Here is a 19,680-nt window from a genome sequence, read left to right as displayed (position 1 = left end):
GCCTTTCCCTCAGAGCATGACGGCATGAGGTGCGGACAACGCAGGCCAGCCGATCTCATGACATCATAGTCAAACACAGTACTGCCGGATTGCATGGCCATAGCTCGGCGGGACAGATTCAAGGAGATGCGAAAGCGATGAACGCCGACATCCCGACGACCGCCCGGCGACGCAGCCGCCTCGGATTGTACCTGCCGGTCGCCGGCCTCATCGTCGTGGTCATCGCATGGTCCGTCTTCTGGTTCATGGCGCGCGGCACGGTGAATACGGCGGTCGGCACTTGGCTCGCGCGCGAAGCAGCCGAGGGGCGCCAGTGGACATGCCCCGACCGCGACGTGAGCGGCTATCCCTTCCGCTTCGAGATGACCTGCACCAATCTCGCCTTTTCCGGCGTGACGCCGGAGGGGCAGGTGGCGGGCACATTGCCGCGCCTTGCCGTGGTGGCGCAGGCCTATCAGCCGCAGCATGTCATCTTCGAGGCGACAGGCCCGCTGAAACTCGCGCGGACCGACGGCTCGGTCGAACTCGCCGCCGATTGGAAGGGGCTCGATGCCAGCGTGATCGCCCCCGGCGCCGATCTCGACCGCTTCTCGATCATGACCGTCGGACCGTCGCTCACGATAGGCGGCACCGCCGTTCCGCCGCTGACGCTCACGGCCGCCGGTCTCGAAGCCCATTTCCGGCGCGATCCCGACCGGCCCGCAGACGAGCGGACCTATGATTTCAACATGACGGTAGACGGCGCATCGGTGCCGCCGCTCGATGCCTTTCTCGGCACGAGCGACATCGTCAATCTCGGGCTCGATGCCAAGGTCAGCCATGTCCGGCCCTTCATGGCCGCGAGCCAGGCGCAGGAGCTCGAGATCTGGCGGCAGGCGGGCGGCAAGATCGACCTGCTGCGGCTCGACGTCCAGAAGGGCGATCAGCGGCTGCGCGCCCACGGCCAGTTGAGCCTCGACGACGCACATCGTCCGCAGGGGCAGATCGATGCCTCCGTCGCGGGTCTCGATCAAGTGCTCGCCCGGCTCGGCATCGGCGGCAGCAGCAATCTCGGTGCGCTGATCGCCGGAGGGCTCGCCCAGCTCGCGCCCCGTCAGGGGAATGCTGGCGCCGACCCTGCCGCCACAGGTCTCACCCCGCTCCCGACCGTGACGATCGTTGATGGACGCATCGCCGTCGGCCCCTTCGCTTTCGGGCGGGTGCCGCCGCTTTATTGAGCGACGGCAACCACCTTGCGTCGGTGCGTGTCCGGCAGGAAGGCGGCGAGCACGCCGAGCAGCGGCAGGAAGGCGCAGAGGTTGAACACGAAGGTGAGGCTCGTGAAATCCGCGAGCTCGCCGAGTATAGCCGCGCCGAGCCCGCCCATACCGAAGGCGAAGCCGAAGAAGATGCCGGCGATCATGCCGACCCTGCCCGGCATCAGCTCCTGCGCATAGACGACGATGCTCGAGAAGGCCGACGCCAGGATCATGCCGATGAAGAAGCTCAGGACACCGGTCCAGAGCAGATTGGCGTGCGGCAGGAGGAGCGTGAAGGGCAGCACTCCGAGAATTGAAAACCAGATGACATATTTGCGGCCGACCCGGTCGCCGATAGGGCCGCCGGCAAATGTGCCGAGCGCGACGGCGGCGAGGAAGGCGAAAAGATAGAGCTGCGCATCCCGCACCGGGAGCCCGAATTTCCCGATGAGGAAGAACGTGAAGTAGCTCGTCATCGCGGCCATGTAGAAATATTTCGAGAAGATCAGGACGAGCAGGATGACGATGGCCCGCGTCACCGTGCGGCGCGGAAGCGCCGACTCACTCGACTGCGTGGCCTTCGCCGTCGTTTTGGGCCGCCTGCGCTCGCCGCGATACCACATTCCGACCCCGGTCAGCACGACCATGCCGGTCAGCGCCGCAAGCGAGAACCAGGCGACGCTCCCCTGGCCGTAGGGCAGCACGATGAAGGCCGCGAGCAGCGGCCCGAGCGACGAGCCGAAATTGCCGCCGACCTGAAAGAACGACTGCGCAAAGCCATGGCGGCCGCCTGACGCCATGCGGGCGACGCGCGAGGATTCCGGGTGAAAGATGGCCGAGCCCGTGCCGACCAGGGCGACGGCGAGGAGGATCATCTCGAAATTGACGGCGACGGACAGAATGAGCAGCCCGCTCAGCGTCAATGCCATGCCGGCGGCGAGCGAAAAGGGCTGGGGATGCTTGTCCGTGTAGATGCCGACCACCGGCTGCAGAAGCGAGGCCGTGAGATTATAGACGAGCGTGATGAGGCCGATCTGTCCGAAATCGAGCGCAAAGCTCGCCTTCAGTACCGGATAGATCGCCGGCACCAGCGACTGCATCATGTCATTGAGAAGATGCGACAGGCTGATGGCCGTGAGAATGCCGAGGACCGCGCCCTCTTGCTTCACCCCAGGTGCGATTTCACCTTGGCCCTGTTCAGCATGCGATGACATGATCGAAGATCCACGAGACAGGCGCTCTACATAGCGGCAGGCGCAGGCTCCTCCAACTGCAGAGGATGCATGGCAGGCAAGCGCATTGCCTCATGTTTCGGCAATTCCGGCGCCGTCTGGCAGCCGAGAGCCCGGCTGCGCATCAACCGGCGCCGTCAGGAACTGCGCCCGGGCGAGTTCCGCGAAGGCGCCGCCCTTGGCGACGAGTTCCTCGAAGGTGCCGCCTTCGACGACCCGGCCATTCTCGAGGACGAGAATGCGGTCGGCATTGCGCACGGTCGCCAGCCGGTGGGCGATGACGAAGGTGGTGCGCCCGCGCATGACCTCCTCCAGCGCCGTCTGCAGCTTGGCTTCGGTCGCCGCATCGAGCGCGCTCGTCGCCTCGTCGAGGATCAGGATCGGCGGGTTCTTCAGGAGCGCGCGGGCGATCGACAGGCGCTGGCGCTCGCCGCCGGAGAGCGTGCGGCCGCGTTCGCCGATCGACGCATAAAGCCCGTCCGGCATACGCGCCACGAGATCGCTCGCCTGCGCACGTTCGAGCGCCAGCCGCAAATCCGCGTCCGTGGCGTCCGGCCGGCCGACGCGCAGATTGTCGGCGATGGAGCGCGCGAAGAGCATCGGCTCCTGAAAGACGACGCCGATATTCCGGCGTAGCGACAGCAGCGTGAAATCGCGGATATCCGTCCCGTCGACGAGAATGCGGCCGGACTGGGGATCGAAGGCGCGATGCAGGAGGCCGAGCGTCGTCGACTTGCCGGAGCCGGTCGGGCCGACGAGCGCCACCGTCTCGCCGGGCGCCACGTGAAAGGACACATCCGCCAGCGCGGTGCGCTTGCCGTCATAGGAAAAGGACACGTTGTCGAAGACGACGTTGCCCTTGAGCGTGCCGGCATCGCGCGCCTTCGGCCGGTCGGCGACCGACGGCGCCGTGTCGGCCACGGCGAAGAACTCGGCGATCTTCGGCGCCTGCAGGAAGAGAAAATTGATGTAGCTCACGATCTGCTCGAGGCGGGAAATGAGCATGGTCGCGAGACTCATGAAGGCGACGACCTCGCCGAGCGTGGCAAGGCCGTTGAGATTGAGCCAGGTGCCGACGAGGAAGATGGCGAGCACGGTGAGCGTCGCCGAGGCACGCGATGCAACGGTGGCGAGCGCCCACCAGGACAGAACCGGCGTCTGTGCGGCGAGCAGGGCATCGATAGTGGCACGTAGCGCCCGCGCTTCCGCCTCCACGCGGGTAAAGCTCTGGATGACCGGCACATTGCCGAGCGCGTCGGAGGCATGTTCGGCGAGCGCCGAGTGATGGCGCTCGACCGTGCCCTGCAGCGTTTCCGTGCGGCGCAGGACGAAAGTCGTGGCGAAGGCAAAGACGGCGACGAGCGCCGCCAGCAGAAGGCCGAGGCGCCAGTTGAGTATGAGCGAGACGGGCAGCAGCGCCACCAGCACGACGATGCCGGCGCATTGCTCGCGGAAGAACGAGAGCCACACGGCCGCCATGCCATTGGAGCCCTCCAGCATCACCTTGAGCATGCGCCCGGAGTGGCTCGTGGTGTGAAAGGAGAGCGGCAGCATCAGCACATGTTCGAAGAACTTGGCCATGACCGCGAGCCGGCGCCGATGCGAGAGCCGGTCGGCATGGAGCGCGACGAACACGCCGGCGCCGATGGTGAAGAGGCCGAAGGCGACCCAGGCTGCCGCCAGGCGGATCAGCAATCCGGTGTCGGGCGCTACATGCGCGCCTTGCGCACGCGCCAGGAGATCGACGATACGGCCGAACAGAAGCGGTTCCGCAAACTGGGCAAGCGCCAGCGCCACATTGGCGGCGACGAGCAGCATGCCGAGCCGCATCTCTCCCCCAAGGGCGGCCAGGACACGCAGGTAGAGGCGGACGAGGCGCATGAGCACCGACCCTGTTGCGGCGTGGCAGTGAGACCGCGCGCCACCGGCCTGTCAAGCGGGCCGCCGACGCCCCATAAAGCGTCCAAGCCGCAACACCTGCGGCCATTGCCACACTCATGCCTTGCCTTCGTGGTGGCGGGAGGGCAACGCTCATCGCCGCAGCGCTTGCGCATGCGGGCTCTCAAGGTTCGGAGTTCGGCTTCATGGGTCTGTTTCGGCACGGCCTCCCGGTCGGACGGTGGCTCTCCGGCTTGTGCGCGGGGCTCCTCGCCCTCGGCCTCGTGTTCTCGGCGGCACATGCGCAGAGCCAGCCGGAGCCGGCGCCTGCTCCGAGCGCGCAGGAGATGCTCGACCGCGCCAAGCAGGAACTCGACCGCATCGAGACGAGCCTGCGCCGGAGCGATCTGCAGGACTCCGATCTCGCACGGCTCAGGGAGGATCTCGAACCGGCGGCCGAATCGGTCTCGACCGCCCTGGCGCAGCTGCAGCCGAGGGTCGAGAGCCTGCGGGCACGGCTTGCGCAGCTCGCCCCGGCACCAAGCGCCGCTGCGCCAAGCGCGGCGGCTCCCCCTGCTCCACCCGGTGCTGCGGCCCCACCAGCGCCCGCGGCCCCACCTGGCGCCGCACCGACCCCGCCACAGCCGGCAGATGCCGCGACCGATCGTGAGGCGCGCCAGGCCGAACTTACGCAGGTCGAGGAACAGGTCCGGTTCGGCAATGCGCTGCTCGTTCAGGCCGGGCAGTTGCGCAGCACCATCGCCGATGCGCGCCGGGCCCTGCTGACCAACCGCCTTCTGGCGCGCAGTCCGAGCCCGTTCAATCCGGCGCTTTGGGCGGATGCCTGGACGTCGCTGCCGCGCGACCTCAGAGCCTTGACGGTGCTGGCGAAGGATTGGGCGGCGATCACGGGCGAGCGCATCCGCGACGGGCGCGTCGTCGCGCTCGCCGTGCCGCTCGCTGTCGGCCTCGGCCTGCTCCTGCTGGGGCGCTGGCTTCTGCCGCATATCACGCGGCGCGATCCGGAAGCGGCAAATCCATCACGGCTCCGGCGGGTGCTGGTCGGGACGGGCATTGCGCTCGGCGGCACCGTGCCCGTCGCGATCACGGCGCTGCTCCTCTATTTTGCGCTCAGCGGCATCGACCTGCTGCCCGGACGGCTGGCCCCGCTCGCCCGCGCGATCCTCATCGCCGTGACCTTCGTCACCTTCGCACGCGCCCTGGCGGACGCCTGCTTTGCGCCGGACCTGCCGGCGTGGCGCCTCATCCCCATGGAGGATGCGACGGCGCGCCGGCTCATGGCGCTCGTCGGCATCGTGGCGACACTGCTGCTCATCCATATCATCGTCGACGCCCTGCTCGAGGCGACGAGCGCCAGCTTGCCCATTACGGTGCTCACCCGCAGCGCCCTCGCGATGGCGATCGTGCTGTCCACCGCCATCGTGCTCAGCCACCTGCGCGCGCCCGACCGCGAGGCGGAAACGGCGCTCGGCCCCTATGTGCCGGAGAGCCATTGGAACGGCCCGCTCAGAATGCTCGGCTGGCTGTTGATCGTCATCGTCATCGGAGCGGTTGCGACCGGTTATGTGGCGCTCGCGGGCTTCGTCGTGCGCCAGGCCGTCTGGGCGGCGATGGTCGCCGGGGTGATATTCGTCGCGCTGACGCTCGTGGAACGGACGATCGGCGAGCTGCCGCGCCGCAACACGCGCATGGCGCTCGCCATCCAATCCAATGTGGGGCTGAGCCGTCGCTCGCTCGAACAGCTCAGCGTGCTCGCCGCCGGAATGCTGAAGCTGACGCTTATTCTCGTCGGTTTCCTAATGGTGCTCGCGCCGTTCGGCGTCGAATCCAACGACATCATCCCGGCTGCCCGCCAGGCGCTCGTCGGCTTCACGGTCGGCGAGGTGACGATCTCCATTTCCGCCGTGCTGATCGCGCTGGCAACCTTCGTTCTCATCCTCGGCGCGACGCGCGGCGTCCAGCGCTGGCTCACGGCAACCTTTCTGCCGACCACCGAGCTCGATCCGGGGCTGCGCAATTCGATCGCCACGGCCTTCGGCTATCTCGGCTTCTTTGCAGCGGCGGCTTTCGGGCTCGCCCAGCTCGGACTGGGCTTGCAGAATGTGGCGATCGTCGCCGGCGCACTCAGCGTCGGCATCGGTTTCGGACTGCAGTCGATCGTCAATAACTTCGTGTCCGGCCTCATTCTCCTGTGGGAGCGCAGCATCCGGGTCGGCGACTGGGTCGTGGTCGGAACGGAACAGGGCTATGTGCGGCGCATCAGCGTGCGCGCCACCGAGATCGAGACCTTCGATCGGGCGGCGGTGATCGTGCCCAATTCCAATCTCGTCTCGGGGGTGGTGAAGAACTGGCTGCACAACGGCCGCAGCGGTCGCTTCACCATCAAGGTCGGCGTGTCCTACACGGTCGATGCGGACGAGATGCGTGATCTCCTGGTTTCTCTGGCGGAAGCGCATCCCGATGTCGCCGCGGAGCCGCCGCCGCGGGTGTTCCTCACCGGCTTCGGCGAGAAGTCGGTCGACTTCGACCTGCATTGCTATGTGGCCGATGTCGGGACGGCCGGGCGCGTCAAGAGCGAGCTCAGTTTCACCATCCTGCGCGAGCTCAAGAGCCGCGACGCGCTGCCGCCGCGATGACGGCAACGCTCCGTTAACGGAGGCCGGCGAGGGTGTCGGACATGGTTCGAGCATCCCTTCGCGCGCTGGCCGTCGCCGGCGTCTTCACCCTTCTCGTGGCCTGCACGCGGGAGGCGCCGGCGCCTGCGCCATCGACGCCGCTGTTCTACCAGTCGCTCGATGCACCCGCGGCGACGATCGATGCCGCGACCGCGGCCGAGATGATCTCCGCCTACCGCGCCAATCAGGGGCTCGGGCCGCTCGCCGTCGATCCTGCCCTCGAGGCCGACGCGCGCGCCGCCGCCGAAGCCATGGCGGCCGCCGACCGGCCGGCCTCAGGCGACGTGCTCCGCAAAAAACTCGCGGCGGAGGGTATTCCATCGCCTGCCGTCAATCTGTCGGCCGGCTACCGTACGTTGGCGGAGGCCTTTTCGGGATGGCGCGATTCACCGGCGCATAAACGGGTGATGCTCGCCTCCAGCGCGACCCGGCTCGGAATTGCGACCGCCTATGCGCCGCGCTCGAAATACAAGGTTTACTGGGCCCTCATCGTCGCCGGCCCGCGTCGCTGACTGCCATACGATTATACCGCTTCGCTTTGCAGATTCTTCTCCATCCCCCATGTTAGGAGGCAACAGCCGGGGGGTTCGCGCGTTTTGCTCGGGAGCTCAGGCGCAAGCCGGGTGCCGAATTGGACGTGACGACAGAAACAGAAAAAAGGAGATGCAGATCATGCAAACGCCGCTGCAGATCACTTTCAAGGATACCGAGACCTCGGAATCGCTTGAAAGCCTCATCCGCGAGCGCGTCGACCGGCTGGAGCGCTTCCATTCGAATATCGTCTCCTGCCGCGTCGTGGTCGAGGTTCCGCATCGCAGCCCCGGCAGCGGCAAGACCCCGCTCTCCATCAGCGTCGAAGTCGAGGTGCCCGGCCGCACGCTGGTGGCCAAGCGTGGCGACGAGATGAAGGAAATGAAGGACGACCGCGCCGCGATCGTCAATCGCGCTTTCGAGGCGATCCGCCGCCAGCTCGACGACGACGATCAGATCAAGCGCCGGCAGGTCAAAGTACACGAGGGCGCGCCGGAAACCGGCACGATCGCCCGGCTCTTCCCCGACCAGAACTACGGCTTCGTGGAGGTGGTCGGCAGCCCGCAGCTCTATTTTACCCGCAACGCGGTGACCAGTGGCAGTTTCGACGAGCTCGAGGTGGGAATGATGGTGCATGTCACCCGCGCGAACGGCGAAGGGCCGATGGGACCGCAGGCGAGCTCGGTGCAGCGTTTCAGGGGCGAGAACGCGCCGAGCTGAGACATCGCCACAGGGCGGCTCGCTCGCCGCCCCTCGGTTTCGATTGCCCCCTGGCCAAATCGTCACTGCTTCGCTATGAGGAAGACGGGTCCCCGTAGCTCAGCCGGATAGAGCACAGGTTTCCTAAGAATTGGGCACGGAGGTCGGAAACGCCTCCGTGAATCCGCTCAAAGTCGGGGAAAGCTTCGGCCTGACGGCCATGCCGATCCCGAGCCAAGCCCGGCAGCAATGGCGGGAAGGTGTAGAGACTAGACGGGCGGCGCCTAAGGCCTGCGGGCTATGGCGAAGGGATAGTCCAGACCACGAACACCCCAGGGGAACGCCCCCGGGGTGGCGGCGAAAGCCGAAGTGGGATGAAACCTGGTGTCGCGTGTTCGAGTCACGCCGGGGACGCCATTATCCGCATCCATGGACTCGGACCGCCGCCTTGGCGGCGATCCGCTTTCATGTCGTCTCTCACGCAGCCTCTCTCTCGTCGGGAAAGCCCAACTTGAGCGCATGGTCGCGCAGATCCGGCGGCCAAGCGGCAAGACATCCGACGACGCGGCCGCGGTCGCCGGCAAAGAGCGCCCGGATCGCTTCCTCATAGCCTGGCAGATCCCCCCCCGCCGCCGCCATGAAATGATAGGCCGCCTCGCGCGCCTGCCGCAGCCGGTCCGCCCCTGCGCTGACGCGGCGGGCCTCCTCCACCAGCTTGCGTAAGGCAACCGATGCGCCGCCGGGCTGGCTGTTCAGCCACTCCCAGTGGCGCGGCAGCAGCGTCACCTCGCGGGCGACGACGCCGAGCTTGGGCCGGCCACGGCCGCGCGCGCCTGCCGTTGCCGGTTCCTCTGCGCTGTCCGGCTCGGGCGTGACGCGGGCGACCGCATCGGCCGGCGCGCCGTTGATGTCCAGATCGACGACGCGGCCGGTCGCGTCGTCATAGGTGAGAACCGGTCCGGCCGCGCCGCCGTCGATCGCCTGCTTGACCGCAAGCGTGACCTCCGGCAGCGGGCCGGATGCGATGCGGCAACTGCCGTCGAAGGCGGTGTAGGTGCTTGGCGCGGTCATGGGCTTTTCCTCCGGTGGCCTGATGCCGGCGATATATACCCGGATAAAACTCTTCGTCAATATTGCCCGGATAAAATTATTTCGGCCGCGGCCCGCGGGATACGCGGAACCGGATCGGACTTGCCGATCAGCCCGCTCCGCCGCAAGATCAGCCAAAAGGCGCACCGACAGCGGTCGCGCTTCCGCTATAATCGCCCGATGCCATTCGCCGCCCTCCCCTCCCCGACTACCTTGCTCACCTGCCTTGCCCTCACCGTGCTGCCGCTGACGGCGGCCGCCGGTGACGACAAGCCCTGCAGCCCGACGGTGACCGATCGGGGCAGGGTCGCTGCAATCGACGAACATGGCGAGATCGTTCTGGCGGATGGACGGCGGCTGCGGCTTGCAGGCGTCCTCTTGACAGAGGCGGCGCCATCTCTGATCCGGGACCGGCTCTCATTCGCAACCGAGGGGCGGCTGCAGTTTCACGCCCTCTCGACCAAGCCGGACCGCTGGGGACGCATCAATGCGCAGATCCTCATGCCCGAGTCGCCTGCCGATGCGGAGGAAGGCGCGATCCGGCCGACAGCTCTCGCTGGAGCAGCTCTGGCGGCTGCAGGGGCGGCCATGGACTTGCGCGGCGAGTCACCCTACACCCTGGATGAGTGGCTCGTGGACCGTGGGCAGGCGCGCGTCGCGCCGGGTCTTTTTTCGCCCGAGCCGCCCGCGGCCTGCCTCCGGTTCCTGCTCGGTCGGGAAGACCTCGCTCGCAGGGCCGGCCGGGGAACCTGGGAAGATGCGGCCACGGCGATCAGGCCGGCTGACGATCCGCAGGCCATCCTCGCCGAGGTGGGCCGGTTTGCGCTGGTGGAAGGGATCGTTGCGAGCGTCGGTGAACGAAAGCGGGTGACCTATTTGAACTTCGGAACCGAATGGACGCGTGACTTCACGGTCACCATCTTGAAGAATAGCCGGACGAGGCTGGCGCGGGCCGGGCTGGTCCTGGCTGATCTCAAGGGCAAGCGCATCCGGGTTCGAGGTTTGGTCGAGGATAACCGCGGGCCCTTGATCGAGGTCATCGCGTCGGAACAGATCGAAGTCGTCGGGGCTGAATGAAGGTGACGGGCGTCGCGGATTGCAGGGCCATGGCGGCTGAGACCATGGCGCGGCTGACTTGGCGCCGGCCCTGGCACAGGCTGAGCCGCCGGCTCGTCGGCACGGTCGCTGTTGCCCTGGTGGTCGCCGGCTGCGCCGCCGAACAGGCGAATCTATCCTCGACCGCTCCCGTTCTCGCCTCGGCACCACGCCTCACCGGAGCGGAAAAAGCTGCCGAACGGGAACATCGTCGGCTGGTAGCGTCCTTCGGTGGTGCCTATCGTTGGGCGCCGGCGCAAAAGCTCCTGGAAACCGTCGTGGCGCGCCTTGTCGCCGCCACCGATCGGCCGAGCGAGGGCTATCGCGTCACCATTCTCAATTCCCCGACCGTCAACGCCTTCGCGCTGCCGACGGGCAATATCTATGTGACGCGCGGGCTGCTCGCCCTCGCCAATGACGATTCGGAAATCGCCGGCGTTCTCGCCCATGAGATCGCGCATGTCACCGCCAATCATGCCGCCGCGCGTGCAGAGCTCGCCCAGCGGTCGGCGCTCGTCAGCCGCGTCGTCACCGAGGTGCTCGATAATCCGAAGGGGGGCGCCCAGGTCGCCGACCAGTCGCAACGAACGATCGCCGGCTTTTCACGCGCCCAGGAGCTCGAAGCCGACCGCATCGGCATTCAAACCATGGCCAAGGCAGGTTTCGACCCCTATGGCGCGGTGCGGTTTCTCGCGTCGCTCGGCCGCAATTCCGGCGCCCGCACGGCCACCACGTCGGACTTCCTCGCGACGCATCCGAGCACGCCCGAGCGCATCGCTCAGGCGCTGTCGACGGCCCGCTCCATCGCCGCGCCCGGCATCGGCGAGAGGCGGCGCGCTGAATATCTCACGGCCATCGACGGCATTGCCTATGGCGATGATCCCGTGGACGGGGTCGTGCGGGATCGGCGTTTCCTGCATCCGCGCCTGGGCATCACCTTCACGGCGCCGGAGGGCTTTTCGCTCGACAACACCGCCCAGGCGGTGCTCGGTGTGTCGCGCAGCGGGGAAGAAGCGCTGCGCCTCGATGCGGTGGAGGCGCCGCAGGTCGAATCGCTCGAGGAGTTCATCCGATCCGGCTGGATCGAGGGCGTGACAGCCGAAAGCATCCAGCCCCTTTCTGTGAACGGCCTTCCTGCAGCCACGGCGACTGCAGCCGGCACCGACTGGACGTTCCACCTCGCTGCCGTGCGCATCGACGGCTCGATCTATCGGCTCGTGCTCGCCTCCCGCAACAACGACGCGGCCAGCGCCACGGCGTTCCGGTCGGCCTTGATGAGCTTGCGCCGCCTGTCGCCCGGGGAGATCCGCGCCATCAGGCCGCTGCATATCGACATCGTCACCGCGTCGTCAGGTGATACCCCCGAGCGGCTCGCCATGCGCATGGCGCTCTCGGCCGGCAAGCTGGAACGCTTCCGCGTGTTGAACGGGCTCGACCCCGGCAATGCGCTGAGACCCGGTGAGCGCTACAAGATCGTGGTGGAGTGAGGGTCGAGCCGTCACGATCGCAGATCGAGCCCCCAAGCCGAACCCCAAGGTCAAATCGCCAAGTCATGCCGATTGCGAAGTGCTCGCCTCGAAAGCCTGCGGCTGGCGGGCCATCATCGTCGTACGCAGCTTCTCGATGGCGCGATGCTCGATCTGCCGCACGCGTTCCTTCGAAATTCCGAATCGGCTGCCTAGGCGCTCGAGCGTGTCGGCCTTGTCGTGCAGGCGTCGCGCTTCGATAATCGACCGCTCGCGCTCGTCGAGAGCCTCCAAGGCGGCCGAGAGCCACGATCGGCGCCGCTCGGAATCCACGGCATTGCTGATGGATTCGTCCGGCAGCGGGCTCTCGTCGATGAGGAAATCGCCGTGTTCGGCGCCTTCCAGCATGCCGCCGTTGATGGGCATGTTGAGCGACATGTCCGGGCCGGACAGGCGCGCCTCCATCATGACTACATCGGCCTTGGCGACGCCGAGCGCCGTGGCGATGGATTCGTGAACGTCGGCGGGTTGGGGCTCGTCCTGCTGGCGACGGTCAGCCTCGGCCCGCATACGCCGCAGATTGAAGAACAGCGCCTTCTGCGGCGAACTGGTGCCGCCGCGTACGATCGACCAGTTGCGCAACACATAGTCCTGCAGCGCCGCACGCACCCACCAGGTGGCGTAGGTCGCAAAGCGGACGTCGCGTTGCGGCTCGAACCGACGGGCCGCCTCCAAGAGCCCGATATAGCCCTCCTGCACGAGATCGGGCAGAGGCAGGCCATAGCCCCGGAATCTTGACGCCAAGGCGATCACCAGCCGCATATGCGCCGTCGTCAGGCGATGCAGCGCTGACGAGTCGTTCTGCTCACGCCAGCGCCTCGCCAAATCATATTCCTCCTCGCGCTCGAGAAGGGGGGCTTTGCGCGCGGCCTCAACCAATTGGCGCATCGTGGCGCTCTCCACACTGTGAACACCCCTGGCGCCTTCCGCTCCACTATCCTTGCCCTGTTCAGCCGAGGCCTCTGCGCCTCCAGCTTGGCAATTCGAGCGGTAACGCACCAAGGAGCACGTCATGACTCTCGACCGCCGCTTCATCGACCTCTATGACGACTACACACATCGTCCGCTCGACCGGCGTCTTTTCCTCGAACGCCTCGTAGCGCTCGCAGGTTCCACGGCAGCTGCCCAAGCGGTGCTCGCGGTGCTCGAACCAAACTATGCGCAGGCCGCGACGATCGCCGAAAACGATCAGCGCATCGCCACGCAGCGGGTGAGCTACGAAGGCCCAAACGGCAAGGTAACCGGCTACGAGGCGCGGCCGAAGGCGGAGGGACGCTACCCGGCTGTCGTCGTGGTACACGAGAACCGCGGGCTCAATCCGCATATCGAGGATGTCACGCGCCGCCTGGCGGTCGATGGCTTCCTCGCGGTCGGCGTCGATTTCCTCACTCCGCTCGGCGGAACGCCGTCCGATCCCGACGCAGCCCGCGCTCTATTCGCCAAGATCACCCCGGCGATGGTGGTGGAGCAGGCGCGGGTGGCTACCGTTGCCCTGCGTAAGGATCCGGGCGGCAACGGCAAAGTTGGCGCTGTGGGCTTCTGCTGGGGCGGCGGGATGGTCAACCAGCTCGCCACCCATCCCGGCGTGATCGACGCGGGGGTCGTCTATTACGGGGTCGCGCCGTCGACGGCCGACGTCGCCAAGATCCGCTGCCCGCTGCTTCTGCAGCATGCCGGGCGCGACACGCGCGTGAATGCTGGATTGCCGGCCTATGAGGCGGCCCTGAAGGCAGCGGATTTGCCCTATACCCTTTACATGTATGAGGATGCCGACCACGCCTTCAACAACGATACGAGCGCCGAGCGCTATAACGAAGCAGCCGCCAAGCTTGCCTGGTCGCGCACGATCGCCTTCTTCAAGCAGAACCTCGGTTGAGACGTGGTTTCCGCAAGCTAGACAATAAAAAACCCGGCCTCGCAGAGGCCGGGTTTTTGCAATGGAGCGAGCGAGTTCGCCCTCAGGCAGCTTCTTCGCGAATTTCTTCTTCGTCGGTCTCGGTCTCGGTCTCGGCCTCGACCTCTGCGTCGGCCTGGGCATTCTTCGGCCCGCGGCGCGGCGACTTGGCGAGCGCCTCGTCGATGAGCTTCATCGACTCCGTCTCGGTGATCTGGTTCACGGCCGAAATCTCACGCACGATCCGGTCGATCGCCGCTTCGTAGAGCTGGCGCTCGCTGTAGGACTGCTCCGGCTGGGCGTCGGACCGATAGAGGTCGCGCACCACTTCGGCGATGGCGATGAGATCGCCCGAGTTGATCTTCGCCTCATATTCCTGCGCGCGGCGCGACCACATGGTGCGCTTGACGCGGGCGCGGCCGGTCAAGGTCTCGAGCGCCTTGTCGACGAGCGGCGTCTCCGCCAGTTTACGCATGCCGACGGTCGCCGCTTTCGCGGTCGGAACGCGCAGCGTCATCTTGTCCTTTTCGAAGCTGATGACGAACAGTTCCAGCTTGTAGCCGGCCACCTCTTGCTCCTCGATGGCGACGATCTGTCCGACACCATGAGCGGGATAGACGATGGATTCCCCCGTCTTGAAACCCTGACGCTGGGCGGTCTTTTTGGCATTCGTCATAATCGTGATCGCCTCCTCTTTGCGCTCGTCGAAGCCGAACGCTACTCTGGCCGACCGGCAAACGCCGGCGGCACGCACGCAAATGGTCACGAGCGAGCTGCAAACCTCGCGCGCTACACCTCAAGTCGACAGGGAAAACACACGACACTCCGGAAGCCCGGCCCACGGCGGTGGCCGCCCAGTCGCGTTCATGTCCTTGTTCGTAAACCCGTAACAAATGGGGCCGCAACGGGCCCGTGCGTTAATCGACCTTGGATCTTACCCTATCACAAAAATCGGGAGAAATCAAAGGACTGCGCTGCTGATCGACCTATTGGCGGCAATCACAGTGGTAAAGCGACAATCAGTCGCCCTTACCTGGATTGGGTGAGAAATAGGTGGTGAGCTTATCGGGCACGCCGTCGAACTCCTTGGCGTCAGCCGGTGGTTCGCCCTTTTGCGAGATATTGGGCCATGCCTTCGCATAGTCGGCATTGAACTTCACCCAGGACTCGAGCCCAGGCTCGGTATCCGGTTTGATGGCCTCGGCCGGGCATTCCGGTTCGCAGACGCCGCAGTCGATACACTCGTCCGGATGAATGACGAGCATGTTCTCGCCTTCGTAGAAGCAGTCCACCGGACAGACTTCCACGCAGTCCATGTACTTGCAGCGAATGCAGTTATCGGTGACGACGTAAGTCATCCACGTCTCCGCTGACGAGCGGCGCTCAGCCCGCAGCCCCGTCCAAAGATCAACCGGCTGGAAGTTCCCGCGACCATCTGCCGGACATCGGGCCCACCGAGACGACAAGTCGCACCCGGACGATGTCCTGATCGGCAGGCCGAGCGAGGAACAACCGGCCTTGCTCTATGGCCAATCGCCGCTCGGCACAAGTGAGGAACCGTCGCACCCGTCAACCGCACAATTAAATACCAGTCTCTGAATGTTAATAAGACCGATTGGTCTTTACTCTGCTGTAGATAAGCATCGCTTCCCGCGGGGTCAACCGCTCAGCGTGCCGGCTGTCCACGAATCAGGGCGTCTCGTCCGGTCCCGGCCCGCCGGAGCGATCCTCATAGAGGGTGCGAGCCTCGGCCGCCGGCCCTCGGCGGGAGCCGAGCGCCCGGATCTCGACCACTAGAGTGGCGTGCGGCAACGCGAGCGTCAAAATATCGCCGGGCTGCACGAGCTTGTCCGATCCGTCGATTCGCCGGCCGTTGAGGCGCACGTGCCCGGCTTCCACCAGCTTGGCAGCGAGCGTGCGACTTTTGGCCATGCGGGCGTGCCATAGCCATTTATCGATCCGCAGACGAGCGCCCGCAGCCGCCATCAGCTCTTGCGGCTCGCCCTGGCTTCGAGCTCTTCCTTGAGCGCCAACAACTTGGCGAAGGGGGAATTCGGATCAGGCGCCTTCTCGGCCCGCTGCTGCGGACGGTCCTGCCAGCGTTCGCCGCCACCCTTGCCCCGATTGCCGCCGTTTCCGGAGCCACGCTGACCGGCACCCTCTCCGGCATTCTTGCCGAAATCCCGGCCTTTGCCCGGCCGGCCTTTCCAGTCGCGCCCCTTATTGTCGGTACGGCCCTGATCGCGCCGTGCTTCGCGCGGTGGCGTGGCGGCGCCTTCCGGCGCGCCTGCCTCCACGCCCTCCGGGCGGGGCCGGCCGGCGAATCCGCCGGCCCGCTGATCCGGCCGGGCTTCACCGCGCGGGCGCTCGTCCCGCCGTTCGTTGCGCCGGCGCGGCTGCGCATGCTGGTGCTGCCGATGCGGGCGCCAGACCTCGACCACCTCGGGTTCCGCCGCCACAGTCGCCTCGGGCGACGTGGCTTCGGATGAGGCAGCCTCTGGCGAACTCGCTTCCGGCGAAGTGGCTTCCGGTGAAGTCGCTTCGGGTGAGGCCGCTGGCTGGCCCTCCTCGGGCATGGCCGCGATTGCGCCGTCCCCGGCGGCTATCGGCGCAGCCTCGTCTTCAGTCTGAGCGGCCTCGTCGGGTGATTGACCGCTCGTCTCCTCACGGGCAACAGCCTCGTCGAGCACCGCGACATCCGCCGGTGCTTCCGGAGGAATAGGCGCCGCGTCGTCCTGCGGCGGCAATGCGGGGCGGCTCTCTACGGCCGCCTGCTCCGCCGGTTCGGCCTCGCCGGTGCCTGTCTCCTCCGCCGAGGGCTCTGCGACCGCTGGCTCCTGCGCGACGGCCGAGAACTCCGGTGACGACGGCGCCTCGGCCGGTTCCGGCACGGCCTCGCCTTCTGCAGCGGCGGTCGACGACGCGGCCTCGGCCGGCGATTCGGTCGAAGCTTCCGCCGAAACGCTCTCCGGTGTAGCGGCTTGCGCGGCCGGGCGGATCAACTGCGGGGCCGGCACGAGCGGCACGGTGATCGCCGGTCCCGTCCGACGGTCCATGACATAGCCGAGGGATTTCAGGATCGACGAGAAGTCCTCGCCGGAGCATCCCGCGAGCGAAGTCATGCCCACCGTCACGATGAAACCGTCGCCATCGGCGGCGCCGGGCGGCGGATCCCCAGGCGTCGTGCCCGGCCGATAGGCGATCGCCGGACGGATGAGGTCGGCGAGGCGTTCGAGAATATCGATGCGCACGGCGCGACCGCCACAGACGCGGAAGCCGGCCGCGCGATAGAGCCCGCGCGGCACTTCGGGATCGACGGGGAAGGACGTGCGGCCGGAGGCAGCCCGATGCGGAATCTCGTCGAGCCCCTTCATGTCGAGGCCGCCGTGCTTCAACGCCCAGAGCTGCGCGGCGAGCGCGCGCGGAGCAGGCTTCAGCAGCAGCGGCAGATAGAGATGATAGGCGCCGAAGCGCACGCCGTAGCGGCGCAGGGCCGCTCGGCCCTCCTGGTCGAGGCTCTTCACGTCCTGTGCGACACGGGCGCGCTCCAGCACCCCGAGCGCTTCGGCGATCTGGAAGGCGATGCCCCGGGCGAGCCCGGTGATGTCGGTCGCCTCTTCAATCGCGACCAGCGGCCCGAGCAGTTTCGCCACATGCGCCTTGATCCAGGCGGTGAGCCGCGCATCCACCTTGTCGCGCGGCGGCCCGGAGAGCTGCTCGTCGGACAGGATGCGAAAGCGCGGGCTCAAGAGCTTGTCGCCCGGCACGAGCCGCGCGACCGCCTCGCCCATCCAGCGGATGACGCCGTCGCTCGCGAGCACGAAGGCATCGTCGGGCGCGACAGCAAAGCGTTCGGCACGCGCCTCGATCTCGCCCGCGAGCGCCTTCTGGGCAGCCGCCCTCAGCGCCTTGGCCTCCTGGCCGTCGGCCTGGGGGTCCGGGGCGAACTGAAATCCGTGCAGCCGGCCGACATGCTGGCCCTCGACCAGAACGTCGCCGCTGGCGGTTACTTCCGCTTCGAGCATCGCATTCTCTCTCAAGCGCCGCATGAGCACACTGGTGCGCCGATCAACGAACCGGCTCGCCAAACGCTCGTGAAGAGCATCCGACAGCTTGTCCTCTACCTGACGGGTGGCCTCCTGCCAATGCTCAGGATCGCGAAGCCAGTCCGGGCGGTTGGCGACAAAGGTCCAAGTGCGGATCTGGGCGATGCGCGCCGAGAGCGTATCGATGTCGCCGTCGGTGCGGTCGACGACCGCCACCTGCCGTCGAAACCAGTCGTCGGCGATTACGCCCTCGGTCATCAGCGCATTGAAGATCTGCACGATGAGATCGGCATGGGCGGCAGGCGAAAGGCGCCGGTAATCAGGGATTCGGCAGACCTCCCACAGGCGGGAAACGGCCTCCTTGCCCGTGGCGCGCTGCTTCACGTCCGCATCCCGTGCCGCGATCTCCAGCGCGCTCAGGTCGTCGGCGATCGGTGCGCGGGTCAGCCCCGGCTCCTGCGGCAGCACCGACAGGCTCGCCTGCAGCGCCTGGAGCGAGCGGAAATCGAGATCCGGATTGCGCCATTGCGCCACCCGCACCGGATCGAAGGAATGACTTTCGAGCGCCTCGACCATGGCCGCGTCGAAGGGCGGGCACCGCCCGGTCGTGCCGAAGGTGCCGTCGCGCATATGGCGGCCGGCGCGGCCGGCGATCTGCCCGAGCTCGGCGGGATTGAGCTTGCGGAAACCGAAGCCGTCGAATTTGCGGTCGGCGGCAAAGGCGACGTGGTCGACCTCGAGATTGAGGCCCATGCCGATGGCATCCGTCGCGACGAGATAATCCACCTCGCCGGACTGGTAGAGCTCGACCTGGGCATTGCGGGTTCGCGGGCTCAAGGCGCCGAGCACGACGGCTGCCCCGCCTTTCTGGCGGCGCACGAGCTCGGCGATGGCATAAACCTCCTCCGCCGAGAAGGCGACGATGGCCGAGCGCCGGGGAAGCCGGGTGATTTTCTTCTCGCCGGCGAAAGAGAGCGTCGACAGTCGCGGCCGCGAGACGATATTGGCGCCGGGGATGAGGCTTTCCACCAGGGAGCGCATGGTCGCCGCACCGATGATCAGCGTCTCGGCGCGGCCGCGCTGGTTGAGCAGCCGGTCGGTGAAGATATGCCCGCGGTCGAGATCGGCGGCGAGCTGGATCTCGTCGATGGCGCAGAAGGACACATCGAGATCGCTCGGCATCGCCTCCACCGTGGCGATCCAGTAGCGCGCCTCCGGGGGCTTGATCTTCTCTTCGCCGGTGATGAGCGCCACCGCATGCTCGCCGGCACGCTCGACCACCCGGTTATAAACCTCGCGCGCGAGAAGCCTGAGCGGCAGCCCGATGATGCCGCTGTCGTGGCCGAGCATCCGCTCGATGGCGAGATGGGTCTTGCCGGTATTGGTCGGACCGAGAACCGCCGTTACGCCACGCGCCCTGACCCTCGGCGGCAGCGTCCGCGCAACCATCACGGATGAAGTCATGAAACCCGATGCCATTGACTGTCGGCCTTTACGGCCTTGGAACCCCGCCGCGCCCCTGGACGGCGCGGCATTCACCTGAAAAGAACAAGGACGCTTGCCTCGAACAGCCTTGCGACTTGCCGGCGACAGCCACCCCCCATCTCCCTCTGTATCACATCGATACGCGGAGGGGCACGCGATGGCGGCATCTTTCGAGAACAGAACGAGTCCAGAACGAACAGCGCCCGAATCGCTGACTCGCTCAGAATCAGGTTTCGTTCATCACGAGATCTGGTGGTGTTGCTGATCGCGG

The 19,680-nt window shown here is 66.7% G+C and carries 15 protein-coding genes; 7 read left to right on the top strand and 8 right to left on the bottom strand.

All coding sequences use genetic code 11. The features are described from left to right. Nucleotides 1–137: 137 nt before the first annotated feature. Nucleotides 138–1,217: a DUF2125 domain-containing protein gene (locus ACFQU1_RS03215; protein WP_378129151.1), complete on the top strand. Its 1,080-nt coding sequence runs from the start codon at nt 138–140 to the stop codon at nt 1,215–1,217. On the opposite strand, the gene ACFQU1_RS03210 is transcribed toward ACFQU1_RS03215, so the two are convergent. Together ACFQU1_RS03210 and ACFQU1_RS03205 are read right to left on the bottom strand one after the other, a co-directional pair. Then, entirely contained in the window at nt 1,211–2,452 is a 1,242-nt protein-coding gene (locus ACFQU1_RS03210) for an MFS transporter (protein WP_378129149.1), read from the bottom strand. The genes ACFQU1_RS03215 and ACFQU1_RS03210 overlap by 7 nt on opposite strands. A 90-nt stretch (nt 2,453–2,542) precedes the next feature. Beyond that, nucleotides 2,543–4,351 carry a glucan ABC transporter ATP-binding protein/ permease gene (locus tag ACFQU1_RS03205; protein WP_378129147.1) on the bottom strand — a complete coding sequence of 603 codons (1,809 nt, stop codon included), beginning with the start codon at nt 4,349–4,351 and terminating at the stop codon, nt 2,543–2,545. 203 nt (nt 4,352–4,554) lie between these two features. On the opposite strand from ACFQU1_RS03205, the gene ACFQU1_RS03200 reads away from it, so the two are divergent. From ACFQU1_RS03200 to ACFQU1_RS03190, 3 genes are all read left to right on the top strand, one after another. Continuing rightward, nucleotides 4,555–7,005: a DUF3772 domain-containing protein gene (locus ACFQU1_RS03200; protein ID WP_378129145.1), complete on the top strand. Its 2,451-nt coding sequence runs from the start codon at nt 4,555–4,557 to the stop codon at nt 7,003–7,005. 41 nt (nt 7,006–7,046) lie between these two features. Continuing rightward, complete coding sequence (locus tag ACFQU1_RS03195) at nt 7,047–7,556, top strand: CAP domain-containing protein (RefSeq protein WP_378129143.1); 510 nt, start codon at nt 7,047–7,049, stop codon at nt 7,554–7,556. Nucleotides 7,557–7,716: 160 nt separating this feature from the next. Then, nucleotides 7,717–8,295 (top strand): HPF/RaiA family ribosome-associated protein, encoded by a 579-nt coding sequence (locus ACFQU1_RS03190; protein WP_378129141.1) that lies wholly within the window; start codon nt 7,717–7,719, stop codon nt 8,293–8,295. A gap of 456 nt (nt 8,296–8,751) precedes the next feature. On the opposite strand, the gene ACFQU1_RS03185 is transcribed toward ACFQU1_RS03190, so the two are convergent. Then, nucleotides 8,752–9,345, bottom strand: a complete 594-nt coding sequence (locus ACFQU1_RS03185) for a DUF2239 family protein (RefSeq protein ID WP_378129139.1) — start codon at nt 9,343–9,345, stop codon at nt 8,752–8,754. A 198-nt stretch (nt 9,346–9,543) separates the two neighbouring features. Between ACFQU1_RS03185 and ACFQU1_RS03180 the strand changes: the two genes are divergently transcribed. Together ACFQU1_RS03180 and ACFQU1_RS03175 are read left to right on the top strand one after the other, a co-directional pair. Beyond that, nucleotides 9,544–10,440, top strand: coding sequence for a hypothetical protein (locus ACFQU1_RS03180; protein WP_378129137.1), 897 nt, complete (start codon nt 9,544–9,546; stop codon nt 10,438–10,440). A 29-nt stretch (nt 10,441–10,469) separates the two neighbouring features. Next, a complete protein-coding gene (locus ACFQU1_RS03175; protein WP_378129135.1) occupies nt 10,470–11,945 on the top strand; it encodes a M48 family metalloprotease in 1,476 nt (491 codons plus the stop codon). Between the two features lie 63 nt (nt 11,946–12,008). Here ACFQU1_RS03175 and ACFQU1_RS03170 read toward each other — a convergent pair whose 3' ends face one another. Further along, nucleotides 12,009–12,887 (bottom strand): RNA polymerase factor sigma-32, encoded by an 879-nt coding sequence (locus ACFQU1_RS03170; RefSeq protein WP_378129133.1) that lies wholly within the window; start codon nt 12,885–12,887, stop codon nt 12,009–12,011. 109 nt (nt 12,888–12,996) lie between these two features. On the opposite strand from ACFQU1_RS03170, the gene ACFQU1_RS03165 reads away from it, so the two are divergent. Continuing rightward, nucleotides 12,997–13,860 (top strand): dienelactone hydrolase family protein, encoded by an 864-nt coding sequence (locus tag ACFQU1_RS03165; RefSeq protein ID WP_378129131.1) that lies wholly within the window; start codon nt 12,997–12,999, stop codon nt 13,858–13,860. Between the two features lie 82 nt (nt 13,861–13,942). Here ACFQU1_RS03165 and ACFQU1_RS03160 read toward each other — a convergent pair whose 3' ends face one another. From ACFQU1_RS03160 to ACFQU1_RS03145, 4 genes are all read right to left on the bottom strand, one after another. Beyond that, entirely contained in the window at nt 13,943–14,554 is a 612-nt protein-coding gene (locus ACFQU1_RS03160; RefSeq protein ID WP_378129129.1) for a CarD family transcriptional regulator, read from the bottom strand. Between the two features lie 343 nt (nt 14,555–14,897). Continuing rightward, nucleotides 14,898–15,236, bottom strand: a complete 339-nt coding sequence (gene fdxA / locus ACFQU1_RS03155) for a ferredoxin FdxA (protein WP_378129127.1) — start codon at nt 15,234–15,236, stop codon at nt 14,898–14,900. 331 nt (nt 15,237–15,567) lie between these two features. Beyond that, nucleotides 15,568–15,864, bottom strand: coding sequence for an RNA-binding S4 domain-containing protein (locus ACFQU1_RS03150; RefSeq protein ID WP_378129125.1), 297 nt, complete (start codon nt 15,862–15,864; stop codon nt 15,568–15,570). Continuing rightward, nucleotides 15,864–19,373 (bottom strand): helicase-related protein, encoded by a 3,510-nt coding sequence (locus tag ACFQU1_RS03145; RefSeq protein WP_378129753.1) that lies wholly within the window; start codon nt 19,371–19,373, stop codon nt 15,864–15,866. The genes ACFQU1_RS03150 and ACFQU1_RS03145 overlap by 1 nt, the downstream gene beginning before the upstream one ends. Nucleotides 19,374–19,680 lie beyond the last annotated feature (307 nt).

Origin of the sequence: Chelatococcus sp. GCM10030263 (assembly GCF_042666455.1) — a bacterium.
Lineage (GTDB): Bacteria > Pseudomonadota > Alphaproteobacteria > Rhizobiales > Beijerinckiaceae > Chelatococcus.
This window is presented reverse-complemented; position numbering and strand designations above follow the sequence as displayed.

Bases quoted from the DNA above. Each gene is read 5' to 3' on its own strand.
- ACFQU1_RS03160 (WP_378129129.1), bottom strand. From the start codon at position 14,554: ATGACGAATGCCAAAAAGACCGCCCAGCGTCAGGGTTTCAAGACGGGG.
- ACFQU1_RS03175 (WP_378129135.1), top strand. From the start codon at position 10,470: ATGGCGGCTGAGACCATGGCGCGGCTGACTTGGCGCCGGCCCTGGCAC.
- fdxA (WP_378129127.1), bottom strand. From the start codon at position 15,236: ATGACTTACGTCGTCACCGATAACTGCATTCGCTGCAAGTACATGGAC.
- ACFQU1_RS03205 (WP_378129147.1), bottom strand. From the start codon at position 4,351: ATGCGCCTCGTCCGCCTCTACCTGCGTGTCCTGGCCGCCCTTGGGGGA.
- ACFQU1_RS03190 (WP_378129141.1), top strand. From the start codon at position 7,717: ATGCAAACGCCGCTGCAGATCACTTTCAAGGATACCGAGACCTCGGAA.
- ACFQU1_RS03185 (WP_378129139.1), bottom strand. From the start codon at position 9,345: ATGACCGCGCCAAGCACCTACACCGCCTTCGACGGCAGTTGCCGCATC.
- ACFQU1_RS03195 (WP_378129143.1), top strand. From the start codon at position 7,047: ATGGTTCGAGCATCCCTTCGCGCGCTGGCCGTCGCCGGCGTCTTCACC.
- ACFQU1_RS03215 (WP_378129151.1), top strand. From the start codon at position 138: ATGAACGCCGACATCCCGACGACCGCCCGGCGACGCAGCCGCCTCGGA.
- ACFQU1_RS03200 (WP_378129145.1), top strand. From the start codon at position 4,555: ATGGGTCTGTTTCGGCACGGCCTCCCGGTCGGACGGTGGCTCTCCGGC.
- ACFQU1_RS03150 (WP_378129125.1), bottom strand. From the start codon at position 15,864: ATGGCGGCTGCGGGCGCTCGTCTGCGGATCGATAAATGGCTATGGCAC.
- ACFQU1_RS03145 (WP_378129753.1), bottom strand. From the start codon at position 19,373: ATGGTTGCGCGGACGCTGCCGCCGAGGGTCAGGGCGCGTGGCGTAACG.
- ACFQU1_RS03180 (WP_378129137.1), top strand. From the start codon at position 9,544: ATGCCATTCGCCGCCCTCCCCTCCCCGACTACCTTGCTCACCTGCCTT.
- ACFQU1_RS03210 (WP_378129149.1), bottom strand. From the start codon at position 2,452: ATGTCATCGCATGCTGAACAGGGCCAAGGTGAAATCGCACCTGGGGTG.
- ACFQU1_RS03165 (WP_378129131.1), top strand. From the start codon at position 12,997: ATGACTCTCGACCGCCGCTTCATCGACCTCTATGACGACTACACACAT.